This window comes from Corynebacterium ureicelerivorans, assembly GCF_000747315.1.
Taxonomy (GTDB): Bacteria; Actinomycetota; Actinomycetes; order Mycobacteriales; family Mycobacteriaceae; genus Corynebacterium; species Corynebacterium mucifaciens.
Map to the genome: position 1 here is coordinate 1,440,600 of NZ_CP009215.1, position 19,516 is coordinate 1,460,115.

Annotated in this window: 17 protein-coding genes; 9 read left to right on the plus strand and 8 right to left on the minus strand. The window is 65.7% G+C overall.

All coding sequences use genetic code 11. The annotated features are described in order from the left end of the window. Positions 1-55 precede the first annotated feature (55 nt). The 4 genes from infB to rimP all read right to left on the minus strand — a co-directional run bounded on the left by infB (position 56) and on the right by rimP (position 5,048). Positions 56-2,887 carry a translation initiation factor IF-2 gene (gene infB, locus CUREI_RS07170; RefSeq protein WP_038612101.1) on the minus strand — a complete coding sequence of 944 codons (2,832 nt, stop codon included), beginning with the start codon at positions 2,885-2,887 and terminating at the stop codon, positions 56-58. 104 nt (positions 2,888-2,991) lie between these two features. Continuing rightward, positions 2,992-3,324 (minus strand): YlxR family protein, encoded by a 333-nt coding sequence (locus CUREI_RS07175; RefSeq protein WP_038612104.1) that lies wholly within the window; start codon positions 3,322-3,324, stop codon positions 2,992-2,994. A gap of 168 nt (positions 3,325-3,492) precedes the next feature. Next, positions 3,493-4,500: a transcription termination factor NusA gene (nusA, locus tag CUREI_RS07180; protein WP_038612107.1), complete on the minus strand. Its 1,008-nt coding sequence runs from the start codon at positions 4,498-4,500 to the stop codon at positions 3,493-3,495. After that, positions 4,497-5,048, minus strand: a complete 552-nt coding sequence (rimP, locus tag CUREI_RS07185) for a ribosome maturation factor RimP (protein WP_038612110.1) — start codon at positions 5,046-5,048, stop codon at positions 4,497-4,499. The genes nusA and rimP overlap by 4 nt, the downstream gene beginning before the upstream one ends. A gap of 31 nt (positions 5,049-5,079) precedes the next feature. Here rimP and CUREI_RS07190 point away from each other — a divergent pair, with 31 nt between their 5' ends. Continuing rightward, entirely contained in the window at positions 5,080-5,886 is an 807-nt protein-coding gene (locus CUREI_RS07190) for a DUF4439 domain-containing protein (protein ID WP_236627172.1), read from the plus strand. 137 nt (positions 5,887-6,023) lie between these two features. Here CUREI_RS07190 and CUREI_RS07195 read toward each other — a convergent pair whose 3' ends face one another. Further along, positions 6,024-7,811, minus strand: coding sequence for a proline--tRNA ligase (locus CUREI_RS07195; protein WP_038612113.1), 1,788 nt, complete (start codon positions 7,809-7,811; stop codon positions 6,024-6,026). Positions 7,812-7,842: 31 nt separating this feature from the next. Here CUREI_RS07195 and CUREI_RS07200 point away from each other — a divergent pair, with 31 nt between their 5' ends. The 5 genes from CUREI_RS07200 to CUREI_RS07220 all read left to right on the plus strand — a co-directional run bounded on the left by CUREI_RS07200 (position 7,843) and on the right by CUREI_RS07220 (position 12,291). After that, a complete protein-coding gene (locus CUREI_RS07200; protein ID WP_038612116.1) occupies positions 7,843-8,529 on the plus strand; it encodes a YaaA family protein in 687 nt (228 codons plus the stop codon). A gap of 10 nt (positions 8,530-8,539) precedes the next feature. Next, positions 8,540-9,265, plus strand: a complete 726-nt coding sequence (locus CUREI_RS07205; protein WP_038612119.1) for a DUF1648 domain-containing protein — start codon at positions 8,540-8,542, stop codon at positions 9,263-9,265. An 88-nt stretch (positions 9,266-9,353) separates the two neighbouring features. Beyond that, positions 9,354-10,475: an ATP-binding protein gene (locus CUREI_RS07210; protein WP_038612121.1), complete on the plus strand. Its 1,122-nt coding sequence runs from the start codon at positions 9,354-9,356 to the stop codon at positions 10,473-10,475. A gap of 22 nt (positions 10,476-10,497) precedes the next feature. Beyond that, positions 10,498-11,511 (plus strand): thermonuclease family protein, encoded by a 1,014-nt coding sequence (locus tag CUREI_RS07215; RefSeq protein ID WP_051952261.1) that lies wholly within the window; start codon positions 10,498-10,500, stop codon positions 11,509-11,511. A gap of 36 nt (positions 11,512-11,547) precedes the next feature. Continuing rightward, entirely contained in the window at positions 11,548-12,291 is a 744-nt protein-coding gene (locus CUREI_RS07220; RefSeq protein ID WP_038612127.1) for an NAD-dependent deacylase, read from the plus strand. Here the strand turns inward: CUREI_RS07220 and CUREI_RS07225 are convergent. Together CUREI_RS07225 and cobA are read right to left on the minus strand one after the other, a co-directional pair. After that, the gene (locus CUREI_RS07225) at positions 12,288-13,205 is read right to left on the minus strand and encodes a class I SAM-dependent methyltransferase (RefSeq protein ID WP_038614184.1); all 918 of its coding nucleotides are present in this window, start codon (positions 13,203-13,205) and stop codon (positions 12,288-12,290) included. The two genes, CUREI_RS07220 and CUREI_RS07225, sit on opposite strands and share 4 nt — an antisense overlap. A gap of 124 nt (positions 13,206-13,329) precedes the next feature. Further along, the gene (gene cobA, locus CUREI_RS07230) at positions 13,330-14,070 is read right to left on the minus strand and encodes a uroporphyrinogen-III C-methyltransferase (RefSeq protein WP_051952263.1); all 741 of its coding nucleotides are present in this window, start codon (positions 14,068-14,070) and stop codon (positions 13,330-13,332) included. 24 nt (positions 14,071-14,094) lie between these two features. Between cobA and CUREI_RS07235 the strand changes: the two genes are divergently transcribed. Then, on the plus strand, positions 14,095-15,300 hold the full coding sequence (locus CUREI_RS07235; protein ID WP_038612130.1) for a protein adenylyltransferase SelO family protein: 1,206 nt from the start codon (positions 14,095-14,097) through the stop codon (positions 15,298-15,300). Positions 15,301-15,336: 36 nt separating this feature from the next. Here the strand turns inward: CUREI_RS07235 and mqo are convergent, their stop codons facing one another. After that, a complete protein-coding gene (mqo, locus tag CUREI_RS07240; RefSeq protein ID WP_038612133.1) occupies positions 15,337-16,848 on the minus strand; it encodes a malate dehydrogenase (quinone) in 1,512 nt (503 codons plus the stop codon). 128 nt (positions 16,849-16,976) lie between these two features. On the opposite strand from mqo, the gene CUREI_RS07245 reads away from it, so the two are divergent. Both CUREI_RS07245 and mtr read left to right on the plus strand, forming a co-directional pair. Then, the gene (locus CUREI_RS07245; RefSeq protein WP_038612136.1) at positions 16,977-17,981 is read left to right on the plus strand and encodes an alpha/beta hydrolase; all 1,005 of its coding nucleotides are present in this window, start codon (positions 16,977-16,979) and stop codon (positions 17,979-17,981) included. Between the two features lie 47 nt (positions 17,982-18,028). Beyond that, positions 18,029-19,456 carry a mycothione reductase gene (gene mtr / locus CUREI_RS07250; protein WP_051952264.1) on the plus strand — a complete coding sequence of 476 codons (1,428 nt, stop codon included), beginning with the start codon at positions 18,029-18,031 and terminating at the stop codon, positions 19,454-19,456. Positions 19,457-19,516: the final 60 nt, after the last annotated feature.

Sequence of the window (19,516 nt, forward strand, 5' to 3'; positions counted from 1 at the left end):
CCAGCGCAACCATGCGCCGGACGGGGGTCCGCTTACTGCCTCAAGCGTGCAGGCGCTAGTCGCGCGGCACCTCGACCATCTCGTAGGTCTGGATGAGGTCGCCCACCTGGATATCCGGGTAGGACAGCACCATGCCGCACTCGTAGCCCTTGGCCACCTCGTTGGCGTCGTCCTTCTCGCGTCGCAGCGACTCGATGGTCGCGTCCGGCGTGATGACGTTGCCGTCGCGGACCAGGCGCAGCTTGACGCCGCGCTTGACCTTGCCCTCGGTGACCATGCAACCGGCGATGAGGCCGACAGCGGAGGCCTTGAAGATCTGGCGGATCTCCGCCTCGCCCAGATCGCGCTCTTCGTAGATGGGCTTGAGCATGCCCTTGAGCGCGTTCTCCACGTCCTCGATGGCCTGGTAGATCACCGAGTAGTAGCGGATTTCCACGCCCTCGGCGTTCGCTTCCTCGGTGGCCTTGCCGTCAGCGCGGACGTTGAAGCCGATGATGATGGCGTCCGACGCCGCCGCGAGGGTGACGTTGGTCTGAGTCACGGCACCGACACCGCGGTCGATGATGTTGACCTCGACCTCGTCGTCGATCTCGATCTTGAGCAGGGCCTCCTCCAGGGCTTCCACGGAACCCGCGTTGTCGCCCTTGAGGATGAGGTTGAGCTGGCTGCGCTCCTTGAGGGCCTGATCCAGGTTCTCCAGGGACACACGCTTCTTGCTGCGCGCCTGCATCGCCGCACGGTGGCGCGCGTCGCGCTGCGCGGCAATCTGGCGTGCGACGCGGTCGTCCTCGACCACGAGCAGGTTGTCGCCCGGGCCGGGGACACCGTTGAGGCCTTGAACCTGCACCGGACGGGACGGACCCGCCTCTTCCACGTCGTTGCCCCACTCGTCGACCATGCGGCGGACGCGGCCGAAGTTGCCGCCGACCACGATGGAATCGCCGACACGCAGCGTACCGCGCTGCACGATGACGGTGGACACCGGACCGCGGCCGCGGTCCAGGTGGGACTCGATGGCCACACCTTGTGCGTCCATGTCCGGGTTCGCCGTCAGCTCGAGCGCAGCATCTGCGGTGAGCAAGACGGCCTCGAGGAGGTCGTCGATGCCCGTGCCCTGCTTCGCCGAGATGTCGATGAACATGGTGTCGCCGCCATACTCCTCCGGAACCAGGCCGTACTCAGTGAGCTGGCCGCGGATCTTGTCCGGCTGAGCCTCGGGCTTATCCACCTTGTTCACCGCGACCACGATGGGCAGATCCGCCGCCTTGGCGTGGTTGATCGCCTCGACTGTCTGCGGCATCACGCCGTCGTCCGCGGCCACCACGAGGATTGCCAGGTCCGTCGACTTCGCACCGCGGGCACGCATGGCGGTAAACGCCTCGTGGCCCGGAGTATCCAGGAACGTGATCTTGCGGGGCTCGTCCTCCAAGGTGACCTCGGTCTGGTACGCGCCGATACCCTGGGTGATGCCGCCGGCCTCGCCGCGGCCCACGTTCGAGTGCCGGATGGAGTCCAGCAAACGGGTCTTACCGTGGTCGACGTGGCCCATGACGGAGACCACCGGCGGGCGCTGCTCCAGCGCCTCTTCGCCGCCCTCGTCCTCGCCGAACTGCAGGTCGAAGGACTCGAGCAGCTCGCGGTCCTCGTCCTCAGGCGAGACGATCTGCACCTCGTAGTTGATCTCGGCGCCCAGCAGCTGCAGCGTCTCCTCGGAAACGGACTGCGTCGCGGTCACCATCTCACCGAGGTTGAACAGCGCCTGTACGAGCGACGATGCCTCGGCATTGATCTTCTCAGCCAAGTCAGACAGGGTCGCACCCTGACGCAGACGAACGGTCTTGCCGCCGCCGTCAGGCAGACGAACGCCACCAATGACGTTCGGCTTGTGCATCTCTTCGTACTCGGCCCTCTTCTGGCCCTTGGACTTGCGGCGCTTACCCGGCGCACCACCCGGGCGCCCGAAAGCACCAGCGGTGCCGCCACGACGGCCGCCGCGTCCGCGGAAACCGCCACCCGGGCCGCCGAAGCCGCCCCGGTTCGGACCACCCTGGCCGCCACGTCCACGGCCACCGCCCTGGCCGCCGCGACCGCGACCGCCAGTTGCCGCCTTCGACGGCATCTGCTTCGGCGAAGGCCCAGCAGCCATATCAGCCGGAGACGGACGGGAGCCACCGCCCTGGCGTGCGCCACCCGGACGCGGACCACCCTGGCCCGGCCCCGGGCGACCCTGGCCCTGGCCCGGACGTCCACCACCCGGACGCGGCGGACGCTGCCCGCCACCGGCGTTGGAGGAGAACGGGTTGTTGGCCACGCGCGGACGCCCCGGCTTAGCTACCGGGCGCGGCATTGCGCCAGGCGTCGGGCCGTCGTTCTTCGCAGCCGGCTTCGGTGCCGCAGGCTTCGGCGCGCCCGGCTTCGGTGCACCGGACGGCTTTGGAGCTGCAGGCTTCGCAGCCGCCGGCTTTGCAGCAGGCTTCGGTGCAGCAGGCTTTGGCGCACCCGGCTTCGGCGCGCCCGGCTTCGGAGCCGACTGAGCTGCGGCGGGCTGTGCTGCAGGCTTCGCAGCCGCCGGCTTCGCAGCTGCAGGCTTTGGCGCGCCCGGCTTCGGGGCGCCAGCCGGCTTCGGCGCGGCGGGCTTCGCACGGTTCTGACCGGGCTTCTTCAGCGGCGGCTTCTTCGGCGCGGCTTCTTCCTTGTTCTGGTCAGCCGCGTCCCCACCACCATTCTGCTTGGCGTAGTGGGCCTTCATCTTCTTCACGACGGGCGGCTCGATCGTGGACGACGCCGTCTTCACAAACTCGCCCTGCTCCTTAAGCGTGGCGAGCAGTTCCTTACTTGTTACGCCGAGCTGCTTGGCCAACTCGTGAACGCGTAGCTTTCCGGACACGTATCTCCTCTTGGTTGGTGCTAGGAGCGGTGCCCTTCGGCTACCTGCCCCTAGACGTGGTCAGTGACATTCATCGCTGATGCTGCTTCATCGTTGCGTACTCATCAGTGTTCAGTCTTTCCTTGTTCGTCTGGGTCGTTCACCTCGCCGCAGTTGCTTTGCGACGACGCAAGGTACGTACGTACATGACCTAGGTCCACCGCGGTGGACAGACGGAGCGCGCGCCCGAAGGCACGACGGTGTTCCGCCAGCTCGACTGCGTCCAGCGAGGGCATGATCCACGCGCCACGGCCAGGAAGTTTCCTTCCCGGGTCCGCGAGGATCCGCCCCGGCACCTCCGGGTCGGCGACGACCCGCAGCAGCTGGGTATCCGGCTGCGCGGTACGGGTGGCGATACAGGTGCGGGTGCGAATCGGCTGCTTACGCGCAACGCCCATCCGCGATCCCTTCCTTCATCTGCTCACTCGGTCGCCGCACCTAAAGTGTGCGGACACAAAAGCCGTAGAACACTCTACGCCAAAACCCGCCGGATCTATATTTCCAGCGGGTTTGATGGTTACAACGGTGTGATTCCGTTGTGTATTCCAGCGAATACGACTCGAGCGCTACTGTGCTGCGTCGGCGTCGGAGCGAATATCGATCTTCCAGCCCGTCAAGCGGGCGGCCAGCCGCGCATTCTGGCCCTCTTTACCGATAGCCAGGGACAGCTGGTAGTCCGGCACAGTCACCCTGGCCGCTTGGGCTTCGCGGTCGAGCACCTCCACGCTTACTACCTTCGACGGTGCAAGCGAGTTGCCTACGTATTTCGCCGGATCCTCGTCCCAATCGATGATGTCAATTTTCTCCCCGCCGAGCTCTTGCATGATGTTGGTGACGCGGGCACCGCGCGGGCCAATGCATGCGCCCTTCGCATTCACACCCTTCACCGTCGCGCGCACCGCCACCTTGGAACGGTGGCCAGCCTCGCGGGCAATGCCCACGATCTCCACCGAGCCGTCCGCCACCTCAGGCACCTCGAGCGCGAACAGGCCGCGCACCAGCTCCGGGTGAGTGCGCGACAGGTTCACCTGCACACGCTTATCCCCCTTGTTCACGCCGACCACGTAGGCCTTGATGCGGTCGCCGTGCTTCAGACGCTCCCCCGGGATTTTCTCCGCGGGCAGCAAAATGCCGTCCTGCGGATCCGCCTCGGTGCCGAGCTGGACAATGTTCAGGCCGCGGGACTCCGCCTGGGCGTCGCGCTGCACGATGCCGGAGACAACCTTGCCCTCGAAGCCGGCGTACTCGTCGTACACGCGGCCGGCCTCGGCCTGGCGCAGACGGCCCTTGATCGCGTCGCGCACCGCCACCGAGCCGATGCGGGAGAAGTTCACCGGGGTGTCGTCATACTCGGAGATGACCTCACCGTCGGCGTTCAGTTCGCTGACGATGACCGCGACGTTGCCGGTCTCGGTATCAATGTCTACGCGGGCCTTAGCAGCCTCGTCTGCTTCCCCCTCCTTGAACTCGCGGTAGGAAAACAGCAGCGCGTTCGCAATGGTGCCCAGGAGGTCGTCCATGGGGATGCCTTGCTGTTCCTCGATCGCCTTCAGCGCGTTCAAGTCGATATTCACTTGTTTTCCTTCCCTGCCGTCGCAGCGGCCTCAAGATCTTCAAATGCACGGTCCGCCAGCAGCGTTTCTGCTGCCAGCGGCGCGTTGAACTCAATTTCTACCACTGCGCCGGACAATTCAGAAACCGACGAAATACGAATCTCTTCGTCCTTCTTCGTCGCCCGCACCAGCGCCACCTGCGTCTCGTCCGCGTTCAACGGGCCGAGGCGCCACAGCTGATCGCCCACCTTCACTTTGCGCCCGCGGTTGCGGCGGAAGTGGCGCGCAGCCGTCAGCGGCAGATCAACGCCCGGCGTGGTCAGTTCCAGGGTGTAGCCCGCGCCGAAGTTCACCTCGCCGCGTTCCTCGGCGTCGTCGAAAAGCTGGGAAAGCTCGTTGGACACCGCTTCAAGCTCATCGAGCGTCGGGTGCGTGTCCGAGTCAAGCGCGATCACCACCTGCGACTTCTTGCCAGCTTTCACCGTGCGGATTGCCTCGACATCCATGCCGTGGGTGTTCGCCACCGGTTCGACCAAGCGCTCAAGTGCCTCGTTTGTGGGAAAAGCCATGCCGACAAACCTAGCGTGTAACGTGCAGCGGGTGAAGAAACTCCTCCTGTTGCCGGCCGCCGCGCTCGTGCTGTCCAGCTGCACGGTTATGGACGTTGTTGGTCCGCGCGCTAACGGCGAGATCATGGCGCTGGCGAAGCAGGCCTCCGCAGACTGGGTTTTCGGAGACCCCTCTCGGGAGCAATGGCACGAGATGCGCAAGAAGCAGAGCGAGGAGCTGAAGAACGAGGCGCGCAGGCTTTGTGGCCTGGACGCGCAGGGGGAGACGCCCGCCTCGTGCGACGTCGGCTACGGTGACACCGACCTGCCCGCCACCGGTAATGCCTCCGCGCTGCTCGAGCACACCGTCACCGCTGCTGACAAGGTGCCGAGTGAGTCCGTGGACCTCATCGTCGCCCAGGCTATCGACGCACTCACGCTTTCCCCCGTCGACCTGGACCCGATCACCGACATTGTGGCTGACGCCGCAGACGCGCAAGCGGCCCGTGACATGCTCGCGCGGGAAAACGCTGCGTACTACGGGCTTGGCCTTGCGCTCGCCTACGCGGACGGCGACCTGCGTGAACGCGTCGCCGTGTTGCGCGATGCCTCCCACGAGCGCACCGCTGCGCTCACCCGCGTGCTGGATGCCACCGACGGCGAGGCTTTGGTTCCCGCCGCTGGCTATGCGTTCGCCGAGGGCTACCACGAACCCGCAAACGCAGAGGAGGCCGCCCAGCTGATCACAACCATGCAGAGCGACCTTGTTAAGCAGTGGCGCTACGCCGCCGCCCACGCCGATTCAGCGACGTGGCGCGCGGACGCCATCCGGTTGGCCGCACACGCCCAGCGGGTCTAGGCCGGTGGCAGCAGGCCGCGGACGCCGCAAACGGCAAACCTCGTTAGTTGCACCTCGTTACTCGCGGTATTCCGGCGTCTAACGAGGTGCAACTAACGAGGTTTGGGCAGTGGGTTGGGCGCCCCCGCGCCCCGGAACTAGCCGAGGCGCTCAGCGACGAGCTCTTGGACCTTGGCCACGATCTCGTCGGCCGGAACCTCCAGCGTCTCGCCGCCGCGGATACGCAGCTCCACCACGCCGTCGGCGAAAGAACGGCCGAGGATGACGATAAACGGCATGCCGAGCAGTTCGGCATCCTTGAACTTCACACCCGGTGACACCTTGGGGCGGTCGTCGAACAGCACTTCGAGGCCGGCGTCGGAAAGCTCCGCCGCGATGCGGTCGCCCGCCTCAAGTGCTGCGGCGTCCTTGTTCGCCACCGCCACGTGCACCTGGTACGGCGCGATCTCGACCGGCCAGACCAAGCCTTTGTCGTCGTGGCGCTGCTCGGCCACCACCGCGAGCATGCGGGAGATGCCGATGCCGTAGGAACCCATGGTGGGCACGGCGCGCTTGCCGTTCTCATCCAGGATCTGCACGTCCATGGCCTCGGTGTACTTGCGGCCGAGCTGGAAAATGTGGCCCAGTTCGATGCCGCGGGCGAGTTCCACGGTGCCGTTGCCGGACGGGGACGGGTCGCCCTCCTTGATCTCCGCAGCTTCGACGTAGCCGTCAACGGTGAAGTCGCGGCCCGCCACTAAGCCCACCACGTGCCGCTGCGGGGCGTCGGCGCCGGTGATCCAGGAGGTGCCCTCCACCACGCGCGGGTCCGCCAGCACGCGCACGCCGTTTGCCAGCAGGGCGCGCGGGCCGACGTAGCCCTTGACCAAGAAGTCGTTCTTGGCAAAGTCTTCCTCGGAGGCGAGCTCGAACGTCGCGGGCTCCAGCGACGCCTCGAGCCGCTTCTCGTCCAGCTCGCGGTCGCCCGGGATGAGCACGCCGACAAGCTGCGGGCCTACCGGCTGACCGTCCTCGTCGACCTCACGCGAGTCGTCGACCTTCACCATCATGCATTTGAGGGTGTCGGCAGCTTCGGCGGAGCGGCCGTCGACAAGCACGCCGGCGCCCTGCGCCCACTCCACGAGCGCGGCGATGGTCTCGGAGGACGGCGTGTCGTGCTCGACCGCCTCGGGCAGGCCATCGAAAGAGCGCGGCTCGGGCGCAACCGTAGTCACAGCCTCAACGTTGGCCGCGTAATCGCCCGCGGTGGAGATGACGAAGGTGTCCTCGCCGTTGTCGGAGTACGCCAGAAACTCCTCGGACGCCGAGCCGCCCATGGCGCCGGACGTAGCCTTGCAGATCTCGTAGCGCAGACCCACGCGGTCGAAGATGCGCTGGTACGCGGCTCGGTGCTTGGCGTATGACTGCTCCAGGCCCTCGTCCGTCATGTCGAAGGAGTAGCTGTCCTTCATCACAAACTCGCGCCCGCGTAGGATGCCGGCGCGGGGGCGCGCCTCGTCGCGGTACTTCGTCTGAATCTGGTACAGCGTGACCGGGAAGTCCTTATAGGAGGAGTAGAGGTCCTTCACCGCGGTGGTGAACATCTCCTCGTGCGTGGGGCCGAGCAGCATGTCCGCGCCCTTGCGGTCCTTCAGCCGGAACAGGTCGTCGCCGTACTCGGTCCAGCGGTTGGTGGCCTCGTAGGGCTCGCGCGGCAGCAGCGCCGGGAAGAGGAGTTCCTGGCCGCCCATTGCGTCCATCTCCTCGCGCACTACACCCTCGATCTTGCGCAGGGCGCGCAGGCCCAGCGGCAGCCAGGAGTACACGCCAGGCGCGGCGCGGCGCACGTAGCCGGCGCGCACTAGCAGCTTGTGGCTGGGCACCTCAGCGTCGGCGGGATCTTCGCGCAGCGTGCGCAGGAACAGCGTGGACAGGCGTGTAATCATGGTTGGAAAGCTTACCGCTAGGGTTTTGCGCATGCTGATCGTGCTCCCGCCTTCAGAGACCAAGGCACCCGGCGGCGTCGAGGCGCCGATGGCGCTGTCGTTTCCGTCGCTTGACCCGGTGCGCACGTCGCTTCTCGACGCCCTCACGGCCACCGACGTGGACGCCCAAATGTCCGAGCTGAAAATCCCCGCTGGCAAACGCGCCGAAGCCGAAGAGAACCTCGCGCTGCGCGCGGCGCCGGTGATGCCCGCGATCCGGCGGTACACCGGGGTGCTCTACGACGCGCTTGACCCGTCAACCTTGGCTGATGAGGCCTTGTCCCGCCTGGCCGTGGGCTCGGCGTTGTTCGGGTTGGTGCGCGCGGGCGACATGATTCCGCGCTACCGCGTCTCCGGCGGATCCAAGGTGGGTGGGAAAACCATGAGGGCGTGGTGGGGCACAGCGGTAAGCGATGTGCTCGCCCAGCAGGACTTCGTGGTGGACATGCGCTCCGGGGCCTACAAGCAGCTCGGGCCGGTTCCGGGAGCGCTGACGGTGCGCGTGGAGCAGGCAGACACCGGCAAGGTGGTCAGCCACTTTAACAAGCAGTACAAGGGCGAGTTGGCCCGCGCGCTTGCGCCGCATGCCGCAGCGTCGGCCGAGGATGTTGCCGAGATCGCTTCCGCCGCCGGCTTCGACGTTGCTGTCAACGGCGCGCTGCTCACGATGCGTGTGTAGCCTGAGCGTTATGCCCGCCCACTACCGTCGCTACGCTGTGGCCGCACTGATCTACGCCGCAGGGTTCGCCTACATCTTGCTGCGCTGGGACGCAATCCCGGACCCAGTGCCGGTGCACATCGGCCCCACCGGCGAGGCTGACGGGTTCGCGTCGAAGACGCTGCTCAGCACGACTGCGGCGATCATCATCGGCATCGTCGTCTCTGCGGTGATGCCGCTGTTGCTGCCGCCGCGGGCGTTTGCCCGACGCACCGTCGACGTCCCGGCGGAGGACGCGCTGCCGTATTCGGAGACGGCGGCCCGGCGCGTCGAGAAGCTTTGCGACGCCTCCGCAGACCTAGTCTCCAAAATCATCCTCGCGCTGGCCGCACTGTTCGCGGTGATGAACATTGCCATGGTGGTACCCGACGTGAGCCTGCCATTCTGGCTAGAAGCCGCGCTGTGGGTCTGCTTTATCGTCTACGCGGTCGTGATTGCGGTGCGACTGACCTCCGAGAAGGACGGTATCGAACCGGACGCAGAGGAACAGGCCCGCAATCAGCAACTGCGCTACCAGGGCGGCATGGGTACGTATTCGGCGCCGAACGATCCGATGGTAGCGGCGGTGCTGCCGTCGAATCCGGGAAAGATCGCGGTGAACACCGCGCACGCGCCGGGCAAGCGCTACTTACGCCGGATGATCCTCGGCGTGGTTGCGACCCCCGTCGTGTGCATCGTGCTTACTTTCGTGATGTAGCGGGGGCTAAGCCGTCGCGGCCCGCAATTTATCGGTTTATCGGCCGGATCGAATTTATCGGTTTATCGGTTGCGTTATGCTGACCAGTATGAACAATCCCTTCCGCCCGACGTTCGGCGCGAGTCCCCTTGTCTGGGCCGGCCGCGCGACGGTGCTCACCGACTTCGAGCGCGCCATCTTAGGTTCCGCGGGGAATCCGGACCGGTCGATTCTCATCTCGGGGTCCAGGGGCATCGGCAAGACGGTGCTGCTCACGGAGCTCGAAGATATCGCAGCACGACACGGCTGGATCGTGCTGCGCGCGTCGGCGCGGGAACAGATCGCAGAATCACTTATCCAGTCGGCAATCCCCGAAGCGATCAACCGGCTGTCCCCGCCGCAGCGGCGCCAGATCACCGGGGTGTCTGTCGCAGGCATCGGCTCGGTGCGCACCGAGGTGGAGTCGCATGACCCGGCGCCCAGACTGACCACCCAGCTCCGGGAGCTCATCTCCCACCTCCGCGGCACCGGGGTGCTCATCACCATCGACGAGGTGCAGGACGCCTCACCGGAAGACCTCACCCAGGTCGCCGTGGCGTACCAGGACCTGGTGCGTGATGATCTCCCGGTTGCGGTGGCGATGGCCGGACTGACCCACGGGATCAACACGCTACTCGACCTGCCCGGCGCGACGTTTCTCCGACGCGCCCGCCACTACGAACTCGGCCCACTCACGCTGGAGGACGCGCACGCTGCGCTTGCAGACACGGCGCGCGACGGCGGGAGGTTGTTCAGCGACGCGAAGCGGGCGGCCGAGCTCAGCAAGGGCTACCCCTACCTCGTGCAGCTGCTCGGCTTTTTGTCGTGGGAGGCCGCCGACGAGCTCGGGGTGGACAGCATCGACGCCCATGCAGTGTCCGCCGCGATACCGCGCACGCTTGAACGCCTCGGCGTCCAGGTCCTCCAGCCGGCGCTTAGGGATGTCCCGGCGCGGCAGATGGAGTACCTGCGTGCGATGGCCGAGATCGAGAACGAGACCGGCTCGTATGAGATCGCATCGTCTGCATTGGCAGAGGCCCTCGGCCGCCCAGCAACGTCGCTGTCCGACATTCGCGCCCGCCTGATTGAACGCGACTTGATCACCCCTGCCGGGTGGGGCCTCATCGAATTCGCTCAGCCGTACCTGGGCCAGTACCTCCTCGACCGCGGCCGCCCTCAGCGGATTAATTAGCGGCGCATAATATATTGAGCGGGTGAAGAAGCTTACAGCGATACTCGGCGCGGTAGCGCTCCTCTGGGGCGGTGCCCACCTCGTCTCGAATGGCGATGAGAGCGCAACGGTCGAGCGCATCATCGACGGTGACACGTTGGACGCGTCGATCAAACGGGAAACGGTCCGGATCCGGCTGCTGAACATCGACACTCCAGAGATTGGCCGAGCCGGGAACCCGAGCGAGTGCTTCGCGGAAGAAGCGAAACAGCGTTTGGAAGAACTCGTGCCGCCTGGAACGAAAATCCATCTCGAATACGACCAAGAGCGTCTGGACAAATACGGCAGAACCCTCGCCGGGGTGTTCCGGGATGACCAGTTTGTCAACGAGCAACTGGCACGCGAGGGCCTCGGCCGCGCAATGTTGGTCGAGCCGAACTCCCGTTTCTACCAACGGATCCTTGATGCGGAAAGCGAACCCCGAGATGCAGGGCACGGAATCTTTGGCGCGGCCCCGGGCTGTTTCGCAGCGGACAGCGACGTGCAAGACACGATTGACGCTCTTGTCCAGGAGAGTCAGGCGCTGGGCGAAGCCGATTTGGACGACGACGCATCGATACACGTTGCCCGGAAGCGCCTTCAAACCATCAACCGCCTACGCGAACAGCTAAGCGACGAAGTGCACCAGCGCGATCTTTTCTACGAGACCGAACTCACTCATCTGCTTGATGAGACGGAGGAGCAGGTTCGGGACGCCTCCGCGCAGCTCGACGAAACAGAAGCCCGCATTCGGGAGCTTGAGGAGGAGCGTCAGCGACTCGCGGAAGAGGAGCGCCAGCGTGAGGAACAGCAGCGTCAAGAACGGATCCACCGGCAGGAGCAAACACCATCGTCACCCGCATCGGGCCAGTACGCCCCCAGTGCTCCTTCCGCGCCCGCGGTGGATAACTACACCGGCTGTCGTGCGTACGGAGGCAACTACGCCCTCAGCAACGTGGATAAAAACGGCCGCCGTTACGCCAAGATCGACTGCTCCACAAAAGTGCAGATTGGATAGCGCACCAGCAACCGCCGCCAAGGTACCGTCGGCACCATGACACCCCGGCCTATACCTACTATCGACACCGCCCGCGCCCTTCTCGCGGACGCCTCCCACATCGAGGTCTTCACCGGCGCAGGCATGAGTGCCGACAGCGGCATCGCCACCTACCGCGACGCGCAGACCGGCCTGTGGGAAAACGTGGACCCGCAGGATATGGCAACCATTGACGCGTGGCACGACGATCCGGACACCATGTTCGCCTGGTATCTTTGGCGCGCTCACCTCGCGCAGCAGGCGGAACCGAACGCGGGCCACATCGCCGTTGCAAATTCACCGAAGACGACGGTGACCACGCAGAACATTGACAATCTCCACGAACGCGCTGGCAGCAAGGACGTCGTCCACCTGCACGGCTCGCTGTTCGACTTTCGCTGCTCGCTTTGCGACGAGCACTTCGCCCAGCCCATCAGCCTGCCCACAGAACCCGTGGCTGCGATCACTCCCCCAGCCTGCCCGGTCTGCGGCGGGCGCGTGCGCCCCGGCGTGGTCTGGTTCGGCGAAGCCCTGCCAGAAGCGGAGTGGAAGGAGGCGGAGCGGCGTATGCGCACCGCAGACGCACTGGTGATCGTGGGTACGTCCGGGGTGGTCTACCCCGCCGCCGGGCTGCCGCTCATAGCGCACGCGCGCGAAATCCCCATCATCGAGGTCACGCCGATGCGCACGGACTTGTCGCACTTGGCGGACATCGTCATCGAAGGCACCGCCGCAGGCGCCCTCCCCGCCCTCTTGGGCTAACGGATTGCCCGGAGCACCGTAAACGTCGTGTCCCGCGCGACCTGCTCCACAGGACCGAACCGGCGCTCCACCTCACCGCGGTAACGCAGGTGCGAATTGTGTACCAGATACAGCGAACCGCCGGGGGCAAGCAGGCGCACGGAGGCGTCGAGCAGATGCTGCACCAACGTGGCGTCAACGGTGGTGCCGTCGTGGAACGGCGGGTTGAGCGCGATGGTGTCAAAGGACGCGTCCGGCCAGCGCGAGCCGGCGTCGTCCCACGTCGCCTCCAACCCGATGGCGCGGGCGGAGAGCACCGCGTCGGCATCCGCGTCCGTTGCCAACCCGCCCAACCCCCGGGTGACTGAACCATTGCCGCACCCTAGGTCCAGCAGGCGGCCGCACTCGGCGGGCAGGCACGACCGCAATAGCTCCCCACCCCGGTCCGGCTTCGCGCCGGAGAAGACACCGCCGACGGCGACCAGGCCGTCGCCAAGCGTTGGCTCGTAGCTCACCTCCCGTGGGCCAGAGGCGACCAGGCACCGGAACTTGCCGCGGCCGAGCGAGGCACCGACATCCGTGAACGACCTCGCCAGCACCGCGTTCATACCGCGTGAAAGGTGCTTGTTGTTCGCGCCGAGCACGACGCGCACGTCGTGGTAACCCGCGCCTGCAATGGATCGCGCCAGGTAGTTGAGCCGCGCCAGCGACTTCGGAATCTCCCCGACCGCGACCGCAGAGCCGGACGCGCCGGCCAGGTACTCGTCGAGGCGCACGTCTCCGGTTACCTCGGCCCCGAGCGCTAGGGCTTCCTGGCTGCGCAAATAGTCCGAGTCGAGGAAGACCACCGGCGCGCCCTTCGCCACGGCAGCGCGGGTGAGGTCCATGGTCGGGTCGTGGCAGATCAGCACAGTCTCCGGCAGCTTGGCCTCCAAACCCCGAGAACCAGACCCTGAAAACCCGCCATTTTCGGCCATTCTCTGGGTTTGCTTCTCGGGGTTTGTGGGACCGGCAGACCCGGCTGACGCAGCCCCACCGAACGCGACATCCCAGATCAAGCTATCCAGCGTGCGCAAGACCCGCGACCTCCCCAAAGACGTACACGGCGGGCGACCCGACGCCTTCGGCCTCCATCACGTCGGCGAGCGTCCCTGCGGTGGCGAAAAAGACACGTTGCGCGTTGGTCTCGCCCTCCTGGATCACGGCGGCGGGTGTCGCTGCGTCGAGGCCGGCCTCCACCAGCGCCTCCGCGATCGCGCGCACGTTACGCACGCCCATCACCACCACGATGGTCCCGCCCGCGCGGGCCAGCGCACCCCAATCCACCAGCGACTTCTCGTGTCCCGGCGGCAGGTGGCCGGACGCAACCGTGAACGCGTGGGTCACGCCTCGCTGGGTCACCGGCACCCCGGCCGCCGCCGGCACCGACACCGCGGAGGTCACACCCGGCACCACCGAACATTCCAGCCCGGCTGCCGCGCACGCCTGCAGCTCCTCAAAGCCCCGGCCGAACACGTACGGGTCGCCGCCCTTGAGCCGCACCACGTGCTTGCCCTGCCGCGCATAGTCGACCATCATCTCGTTGATGCGCTCCTGCGCGACCTGTTTCGCGTACGGCAGCTTTGCTACGTCGACAACTTCCTTGCCGGTCAGGTCCAGAAAATCGCCCAACTCCGCTGCGGGGCCCAGGTGGTCGGCGAGGATCACGTCGGCAGCCTGCAGCGCGCGCAGGCCGCGGATGGTGAGCAGGTCCCACGCGCCAGGGCCGCCGCCGACAAGAGTGATGTGGCCTGTAGTCATAGCCATTCAGTTTAGGGTGGAGCTATGCAACGACCCCAGCTCGCCCACACGCTCGCCGACGCACTCCCGGAACTCGCGCACGAGGAGCCGGGCACCCAGTTTGAGAATCCGCAGCTTGTTGCGCTGAACGAGCCGCTCGCCCAGGAGCTCGGACTCGATGTCGCATGGCTGAAGTCTGACGACGGCCTGAAGTTCCTCTCCGGTGGCTACGGCGGCCACGCCATGGCGTACGCTGCGCACCAGTTCGGCCAGTTCGTGCCGCTGCTGGGCGATGGCCGCGCCCTCCTGCTGGGCGACATCGCCGGCCGCGAAATCCAGCTCAAGGGCTCCGGGCTGACCGCCTTTTCTCGCCCGGGTACCGACGGCGTTGGCGCCATTGGGCCGATGCTGCGCGAGCACCTGGTCTCGTCGTTCATGCACGCAGTCGGTGTGCCCACCACGCGCTCGCTTGCGGTGCTTGCCACCGGCGGCACCGTGATCCGCCAAAACGGAGCGGTTCCCGGGGGCATCGTGGTCCGTGTCGCCGCAAGCCACCTGCGCGTCGGGTCGGTGCAATACGCCGCGACGCAATCCGAAGCCCTCACGCAGAAGGTCGTGGAGGCCTCCGGGTTTAACGACGCCGAAGACATGCTCCGCACGGTCACCCGCCGCCAGTTCGATTTGGTGGCCCACTGGATGCGCCTCGGGTTTGTCCACGGCGTGATGAACACCGACAACGTCGCGCTCTCGGGCGAGACGATCGACTACGGCCCCTGCGCCTTCACCGAACGCTTCGACGGGTCCGCGAGCTTCTCGTCCATCGACCGCCAAGGGCGCTACGCCTTTGGCAACCAGCCCAACATCATCGCGTGGAACATGGCGCGCCTGGCCGAGGCGCTCTACCCCCTGCTCGGGGCGGACACGGTGGACGAGTACGTCAAAACAGTTCAAGCGGAATGGGACACCGCCTGGCAGCGCTGGATCGGCGACGACCACGAGGGCCTCAACGCGGCTGCAGACATCACCACCTACAACCGCGAGCACGGCATCAACGGCGAACCGGGCCCCATCTTCATCCCTCGCAACCAGATGCTGCAGGACGCGATCGACGCCGCGGAGCTGCACGGCGACTACACCAGGTACCACGAGCTGCTCGCCGCGGTGAGCGACCCATACAACGAAAAGGCCGGGCCCGAATGGATGGCCCGGCCTGAGGGGCAGCTGCCCTACGTCACCTTCTGCGGGACGTAGGGCCGCCGCACGACCCTGTAGAGCGACAAACGAGCGCTACAGTGTGTTTTCGTCGGTGTCGAGACCCAGGGTTTTCTGGGTCCACGCCCACTGCTCGTCGTAGGCCTCTTTGTCGCGCTTGAGGGACTTACCGTACGTCGGGAACATCTCGTGCAGCTTGTCCGCCCAGTCGATCATGTGCTCGCCGAAGCAGCGCTCCAGCAGCTCGATCATCGCGGCCGGGGTGATGGAAGCGCCCGGGGAGGCGCCGAGTACGCCGGCGATGGTGCCGTTCTGGTCGTTGACCAGGGCGGTGCCGAACTCGAGGGTGCCGAAGCGCGGGAACGCGGCTGGCTTGATCACCTGCACGCGCTGGCCGGCGACCTCAACCTGCCAGTCCTTGCCGTCTGCGTCCGGGTAGTACTCGTGCAGCATGTCCACCTTGCCGTCGAAGTCGCGGAAGATTTCCTCCACCAGGTACTTCACTAGGCCGATGTTGGTGGCGCCAACGCCCAGGTAGGACGGGATGTTGTCCAGACGGATGGACTTGAACAGATCCAGGTAAGAGCCTTTCTTGAGGAACTTCGGGCTCCAGCCGCCGTACGGGCCAAACAGCAGAGACTCCTCACCGTCGACCACGCGCAGATCCAGGTGCGGCACGGACATCGGTGGCGCGCCGACCTTCGCCTTGCCGTAGACCTTCGCCTTGTGCTGCTGCACCAACTCCTGGTTGGTGGTCTTCAGCCACATACCGGAGATGGGGAAGCCCGCGTAGCCGTGGACCTCCGGCACGCCGGCCTTGCGCAGCAGGTCGAGGGCGTAGCCGCCGGCGCCGACGAACACGAACCGGGCGCGCACAATCTGCTTGTCGCCGGTGTGGACGTTTTTGACGGTGACCTTCCAGAAGTTGCCCTCGCGCTTGATGTTGGTCACCTCGCGCCCGTAGCGGATCTCCGTGCCGTTCTTCTTCGCCGCGTCCAGGAACTGCTCGGTGAGGGAACCGTAGTTGATGTCGGTACCAACGTTGGTCCAGGAGATCGCCACCGGCTCCGCGTCAAAGTCGCGTCCCTTGGACATCAGCGGCAGCTTCTCGGCGAAGGTGTCGCGGTCGTCCGTGAACTGCATGTCGGGGAACATGTGGTTCTCGGAGAGCTTGTCGTAGCGCTTACGCAGGTACTTGATCTGGTCTTCGCCCTGCGCGAACGAGACGTGCGGGACGGGGTTGATAAAGGCGCGCGGCTCCGTGAGCACGCCATTTTCCACCTGGTAGGACCAGAACTGGCGGGAGAGCTGGAACTTCTCGTTAATCGCCATCGCTTTGGACACGTCGATGCGGCCGTTCTTTTCCGGCGTGTAGTTCAGCTCGCACAGGGCCGAGTGGCCGGTGCCCGCGTTGTTGAACGGGAAGGAGGACTCTCCCGCCGGGCCGTCGAGGCGCTCGAAGACCATCTGGGACCAGTCCGGCTCCAGCTCGTGCAGCATCGAGGACAGCGTGGCGCTCATGATGCCGGCGCCGACGTGCAGGATGTCAACCTCGTCCGCGTACTTTTTACCACCGTTGTCAGACATACGTAGTCATCCTTTGAGGGTTTGAACGTTTGGGAGTGGTGACCATATTACGTCCCCTTGCTCACAAGGGTGCAACGGCTTGACGACGGCCACAGGTTGTCCCCGTAGCTGTCAGTATCATCGGCGACATGACTGACCGCGAGATCGAACTGAACTGGCAACCAGACGTCCTCGGCAGCGGCTTTGAACAGGCCGTGCTGCCCCAGGGTAAAGACCCCGACAGCGGCACTCGTGTGGAGGCGGTGCTGGTGCGGGACGTGCGCGCGTCGGAAAGCTCCACGCGAAAGCCGGCGGTGCTGTGGGTCCACGGCATGTCCGACTATTTCTTCCACACCCACGTTGCGGACGAGTTCGCCGCGCACGGCTACCCGTTTTACGCGCTGGATTTGCGCAGGTGCGGGCGCGCATTGCGCCAGGGCGAGCGTCCGCACTTTACGTTGAGCATGCGCCGCTACTTCCCGGAACTGACGCAGGCGCTGAATATCCTGGCCCGGGAGCACGGATCGGTGGTGGTGCTGGCCCACTCCACCGGCGGGTTAATCGTGCCGCTGTGGGCGGACCACCTGCGCCGCGAGGAGCCGGAGGAGCACGCCAAGCTCGCGGGCATAATTCTAAATAGCCCTTGGCTGGACCTGCAGTTCCCGTCGTGGCAAGTCGCGGTGTTGAAGCCCGTGCTGAACACGCTCGGCGCGGTGTTTCCGTCGCTGCCGTTGCCGCACGGCGGGGAGGGCACGTACGGCCGGTCCATCCACAAGGACGAGCACGGCGAGTGGGTCTTCAACACTGCGTGGAAGCCCATTGACGGCCACCGCAAGTACCTCGGATGGATCCGCGCGGTGATCAAGGGCCAGGAACAGATCCACGCTGGAAACGTTGATACCGGTGTGCCCACGTTGACGCTGCGGTCTTCCCACTCCTACCTCGGCGAGGACTATTCGCCCGCAGCCGATACGGCGGACACGGTGCTCGATGTGGACCAGATTCAACGCTGGGCACCGACACTGGCCAAAGATGCTGAGGTAGAGGTCGTCGACGGCGCCCGCCACGACGTGTTCCTCTCCGAGCGTTTTGCCCGCGAGGCCGCGTTTAAGTTGGTGTTCGCGTGGCTCGACGGCCACAACTTCACGCAGTAGCCACCGCAGGCCGCAACTAACCCGCAATTCTTTTGGAGGATGATTCCATGCCCGACGTGACGGACGCGACACAGGAAGCAACGCAGTACGACGTGATCATCGTGGGGGCGGGTTCGGGTAACTCCATCCTCACCCCGGACTTCGACGACAAGAAGGTCGCGATGGTGGAAAAAGGGGCGTTCGGCGGGACGTGCCTGAACGTGGGCTGCATCCCCACCAAGATGTACGTGCTCGCCGCGGAGCACGCGTTTGCGGCGCGCGAGGCGGGAAAGCTCGGCGTGGACCTCGAGTTCAAGGGCGCCGACTGGCCGGCGATTGTGGAGCGTGTCTTTGACAGGCGCATCGACCTCATCTCGAAGGGCGGCGAGGACTACCGCCGCAACGGTTGCCCGAACGTGACCGTCTACGACATGGAGGCGTCGTTTGTCGCGCCGAAGATTTTGAAGACGGGCCGTGGCGACGAGGAAGAGCTCATCACCGCCGATACGATCATCCTTGCCGCGGGCGCCCGGCCCTTCATCCCCGAGTGGGCGCACAGCGTGCCGTTCCACACCAACGAGGACATCATGAGGCTCGAGCACCAGCCGAAGTCGCTGACCATCGTCGGCGGCGGCTTCATCGCCATGGAGTTTGCGCACGTCTTTGACGCGCTGGGCACCGACGTGACCGTGATCAGCCGCTCGCAGCTGCTGCGCAAGCTGGATAAAGACATCGCGGAGCCATTCAACGCGATTGCCGCCGAGCGCTACACCACCCACATCGGCCGCACCATCACGGACGCTGCCGAGACGGATGGGGGCGTTGCGTTAACCCTTGACGACGGCACCGTGGTCACCTCCGAAGCCCTCCTCATCGCCACAGGTCGCGTGCCAAACAGCGACACTTTGAACGTCCGCGCCGGCGGCATTGAGACGCACGCTGACGGCCGCGTCGCTGTCGACGAGCACGGGCGCACCACTGCGGACGGGGTCTGGTCTCTCGGCGACCTGTCGTCGCCGTACCAGCTCAAGCACGTGGCAAACGCGGAGCAGCGCGCCGTCACCCACAACGTTCTAACCGCGTGGAACGGCGGCGACGAAACCTCGCTTGTACCCCTGCCGCACGACCACGTACCGTCAGCGATTTTCACCCACCCGCAAATCGCCACGGTGGGCATGACCGAAGACCAGGCGGTGGACGCCGGTTACGACGTCACGGTGAAGGTGCAGAACTACGGCGACGTCGCCTACGGCTGGGGCCTCGAGGACTCCACCGGTGTAGTCAAGCTGGTAGCGGACCGCTCCACCGGCGCCTTGCTGGGCGCCCACTACATGGGCCCCCAAGCCTCCACTCTGATCCAGCAGATGATCACGGTGATGGCCTACGGCCTCGACCTCAGGGAGTTCCCCCGGTCCCAGTACTGGATCCACCCGTCCTTGGCCGAGGTGACGGAAAACGCGATTCTCGGTCTCGACCTGGAGTTCAAAGGCTTCTAGCCTTCCCCATATCGGGGGGTGACGCAAGGTTAACAGCAGTTTCTCCTGCTGCAACGGAAA

Bases quoted from the DNA above. Each gene is read 5' to 3' on its own strand.
- CUREI_RS07205 (WP_038612119.1), top strand. From the start codon at position 8,540: ATGCCCGCCCACTACCGTCGCTACGCTGTGGCCGCACTGATCTACGCC.
- CUREI_RS07200 (WP_038612116.1), top strand. From the start codon at position 7,843: ATGCTGATCGTGCTCCCGCCTTCAGAGACCAAGGCACCCGGCGGCGTC.
- rimP (WP_038612110.1), bottom strand. From the start codon at position 5,048: ATGGCTTTTCCCACAAACGAGGCACTTGAGCGCTTGGTCGAACCGGTG.
- CUREI_RS07175 (WP_038612104.1), bottom strand. From the start codon at position 3,324: ATGGGCGTTGCGCGTAAGCAGCCGATTCGCACCCGCACCTGTATCGCC.
- mqo (WP_038612133.1), bottom strand. From the start codon at position 16,848: ATGTCTGACAACGGTGGTAAAAAGTACGCGGACGAGGTTGACATCCTG.
- CUREI_RS07235 (WP_038612130.1), top strand. From the start codon at position 14,095: ATGCAACGACCCCAGCTCGCCCACACGCTCGCCGACGCACTCCCGGAA.
- CUREI_RS07210 (WP_038612121.1), top strand. From the start codon at position 9,354: ATGAACAATCCCTTCCGCCCGACGTTCGGCGCGAGTCCCCTTGTCTGG.
- mtr (WP_051952264.1), top strand. From the start codon at position 18,029: ATGCCCGACGTGACGGACGCGACACAGGAAGCAACGCAGTACGACGTG.
- cobA (WP_051952263.1), bottom strand. From the start codon at position 14,070: ATGACTACAGGCCACATCACTCTTGTCGGCGGCGGCCCTGGCGCGTGG.
- CUREI_RS07195 (WP_038612113.1), bottom strand. From the start codon at position 7,811: ATGATTACACGCCTGTCCACGCTGTTCCTGCGCACGCTGCGCGAAGAT.
- CUREI_RS07220 (WP_038612127.1), top strand. From the start codon at position 11,548: ATGACACCCCGGCCTATACCTACTATCGACACCGCCCGCGCCCTTCTC.
- CUREI_RS07245 (WP_038612136.1), top strand. From the start codon at position 16,977: ATGACTGACCGCGAGATCGAACTGAACTGGCAACCAGACGTCCTCGGC.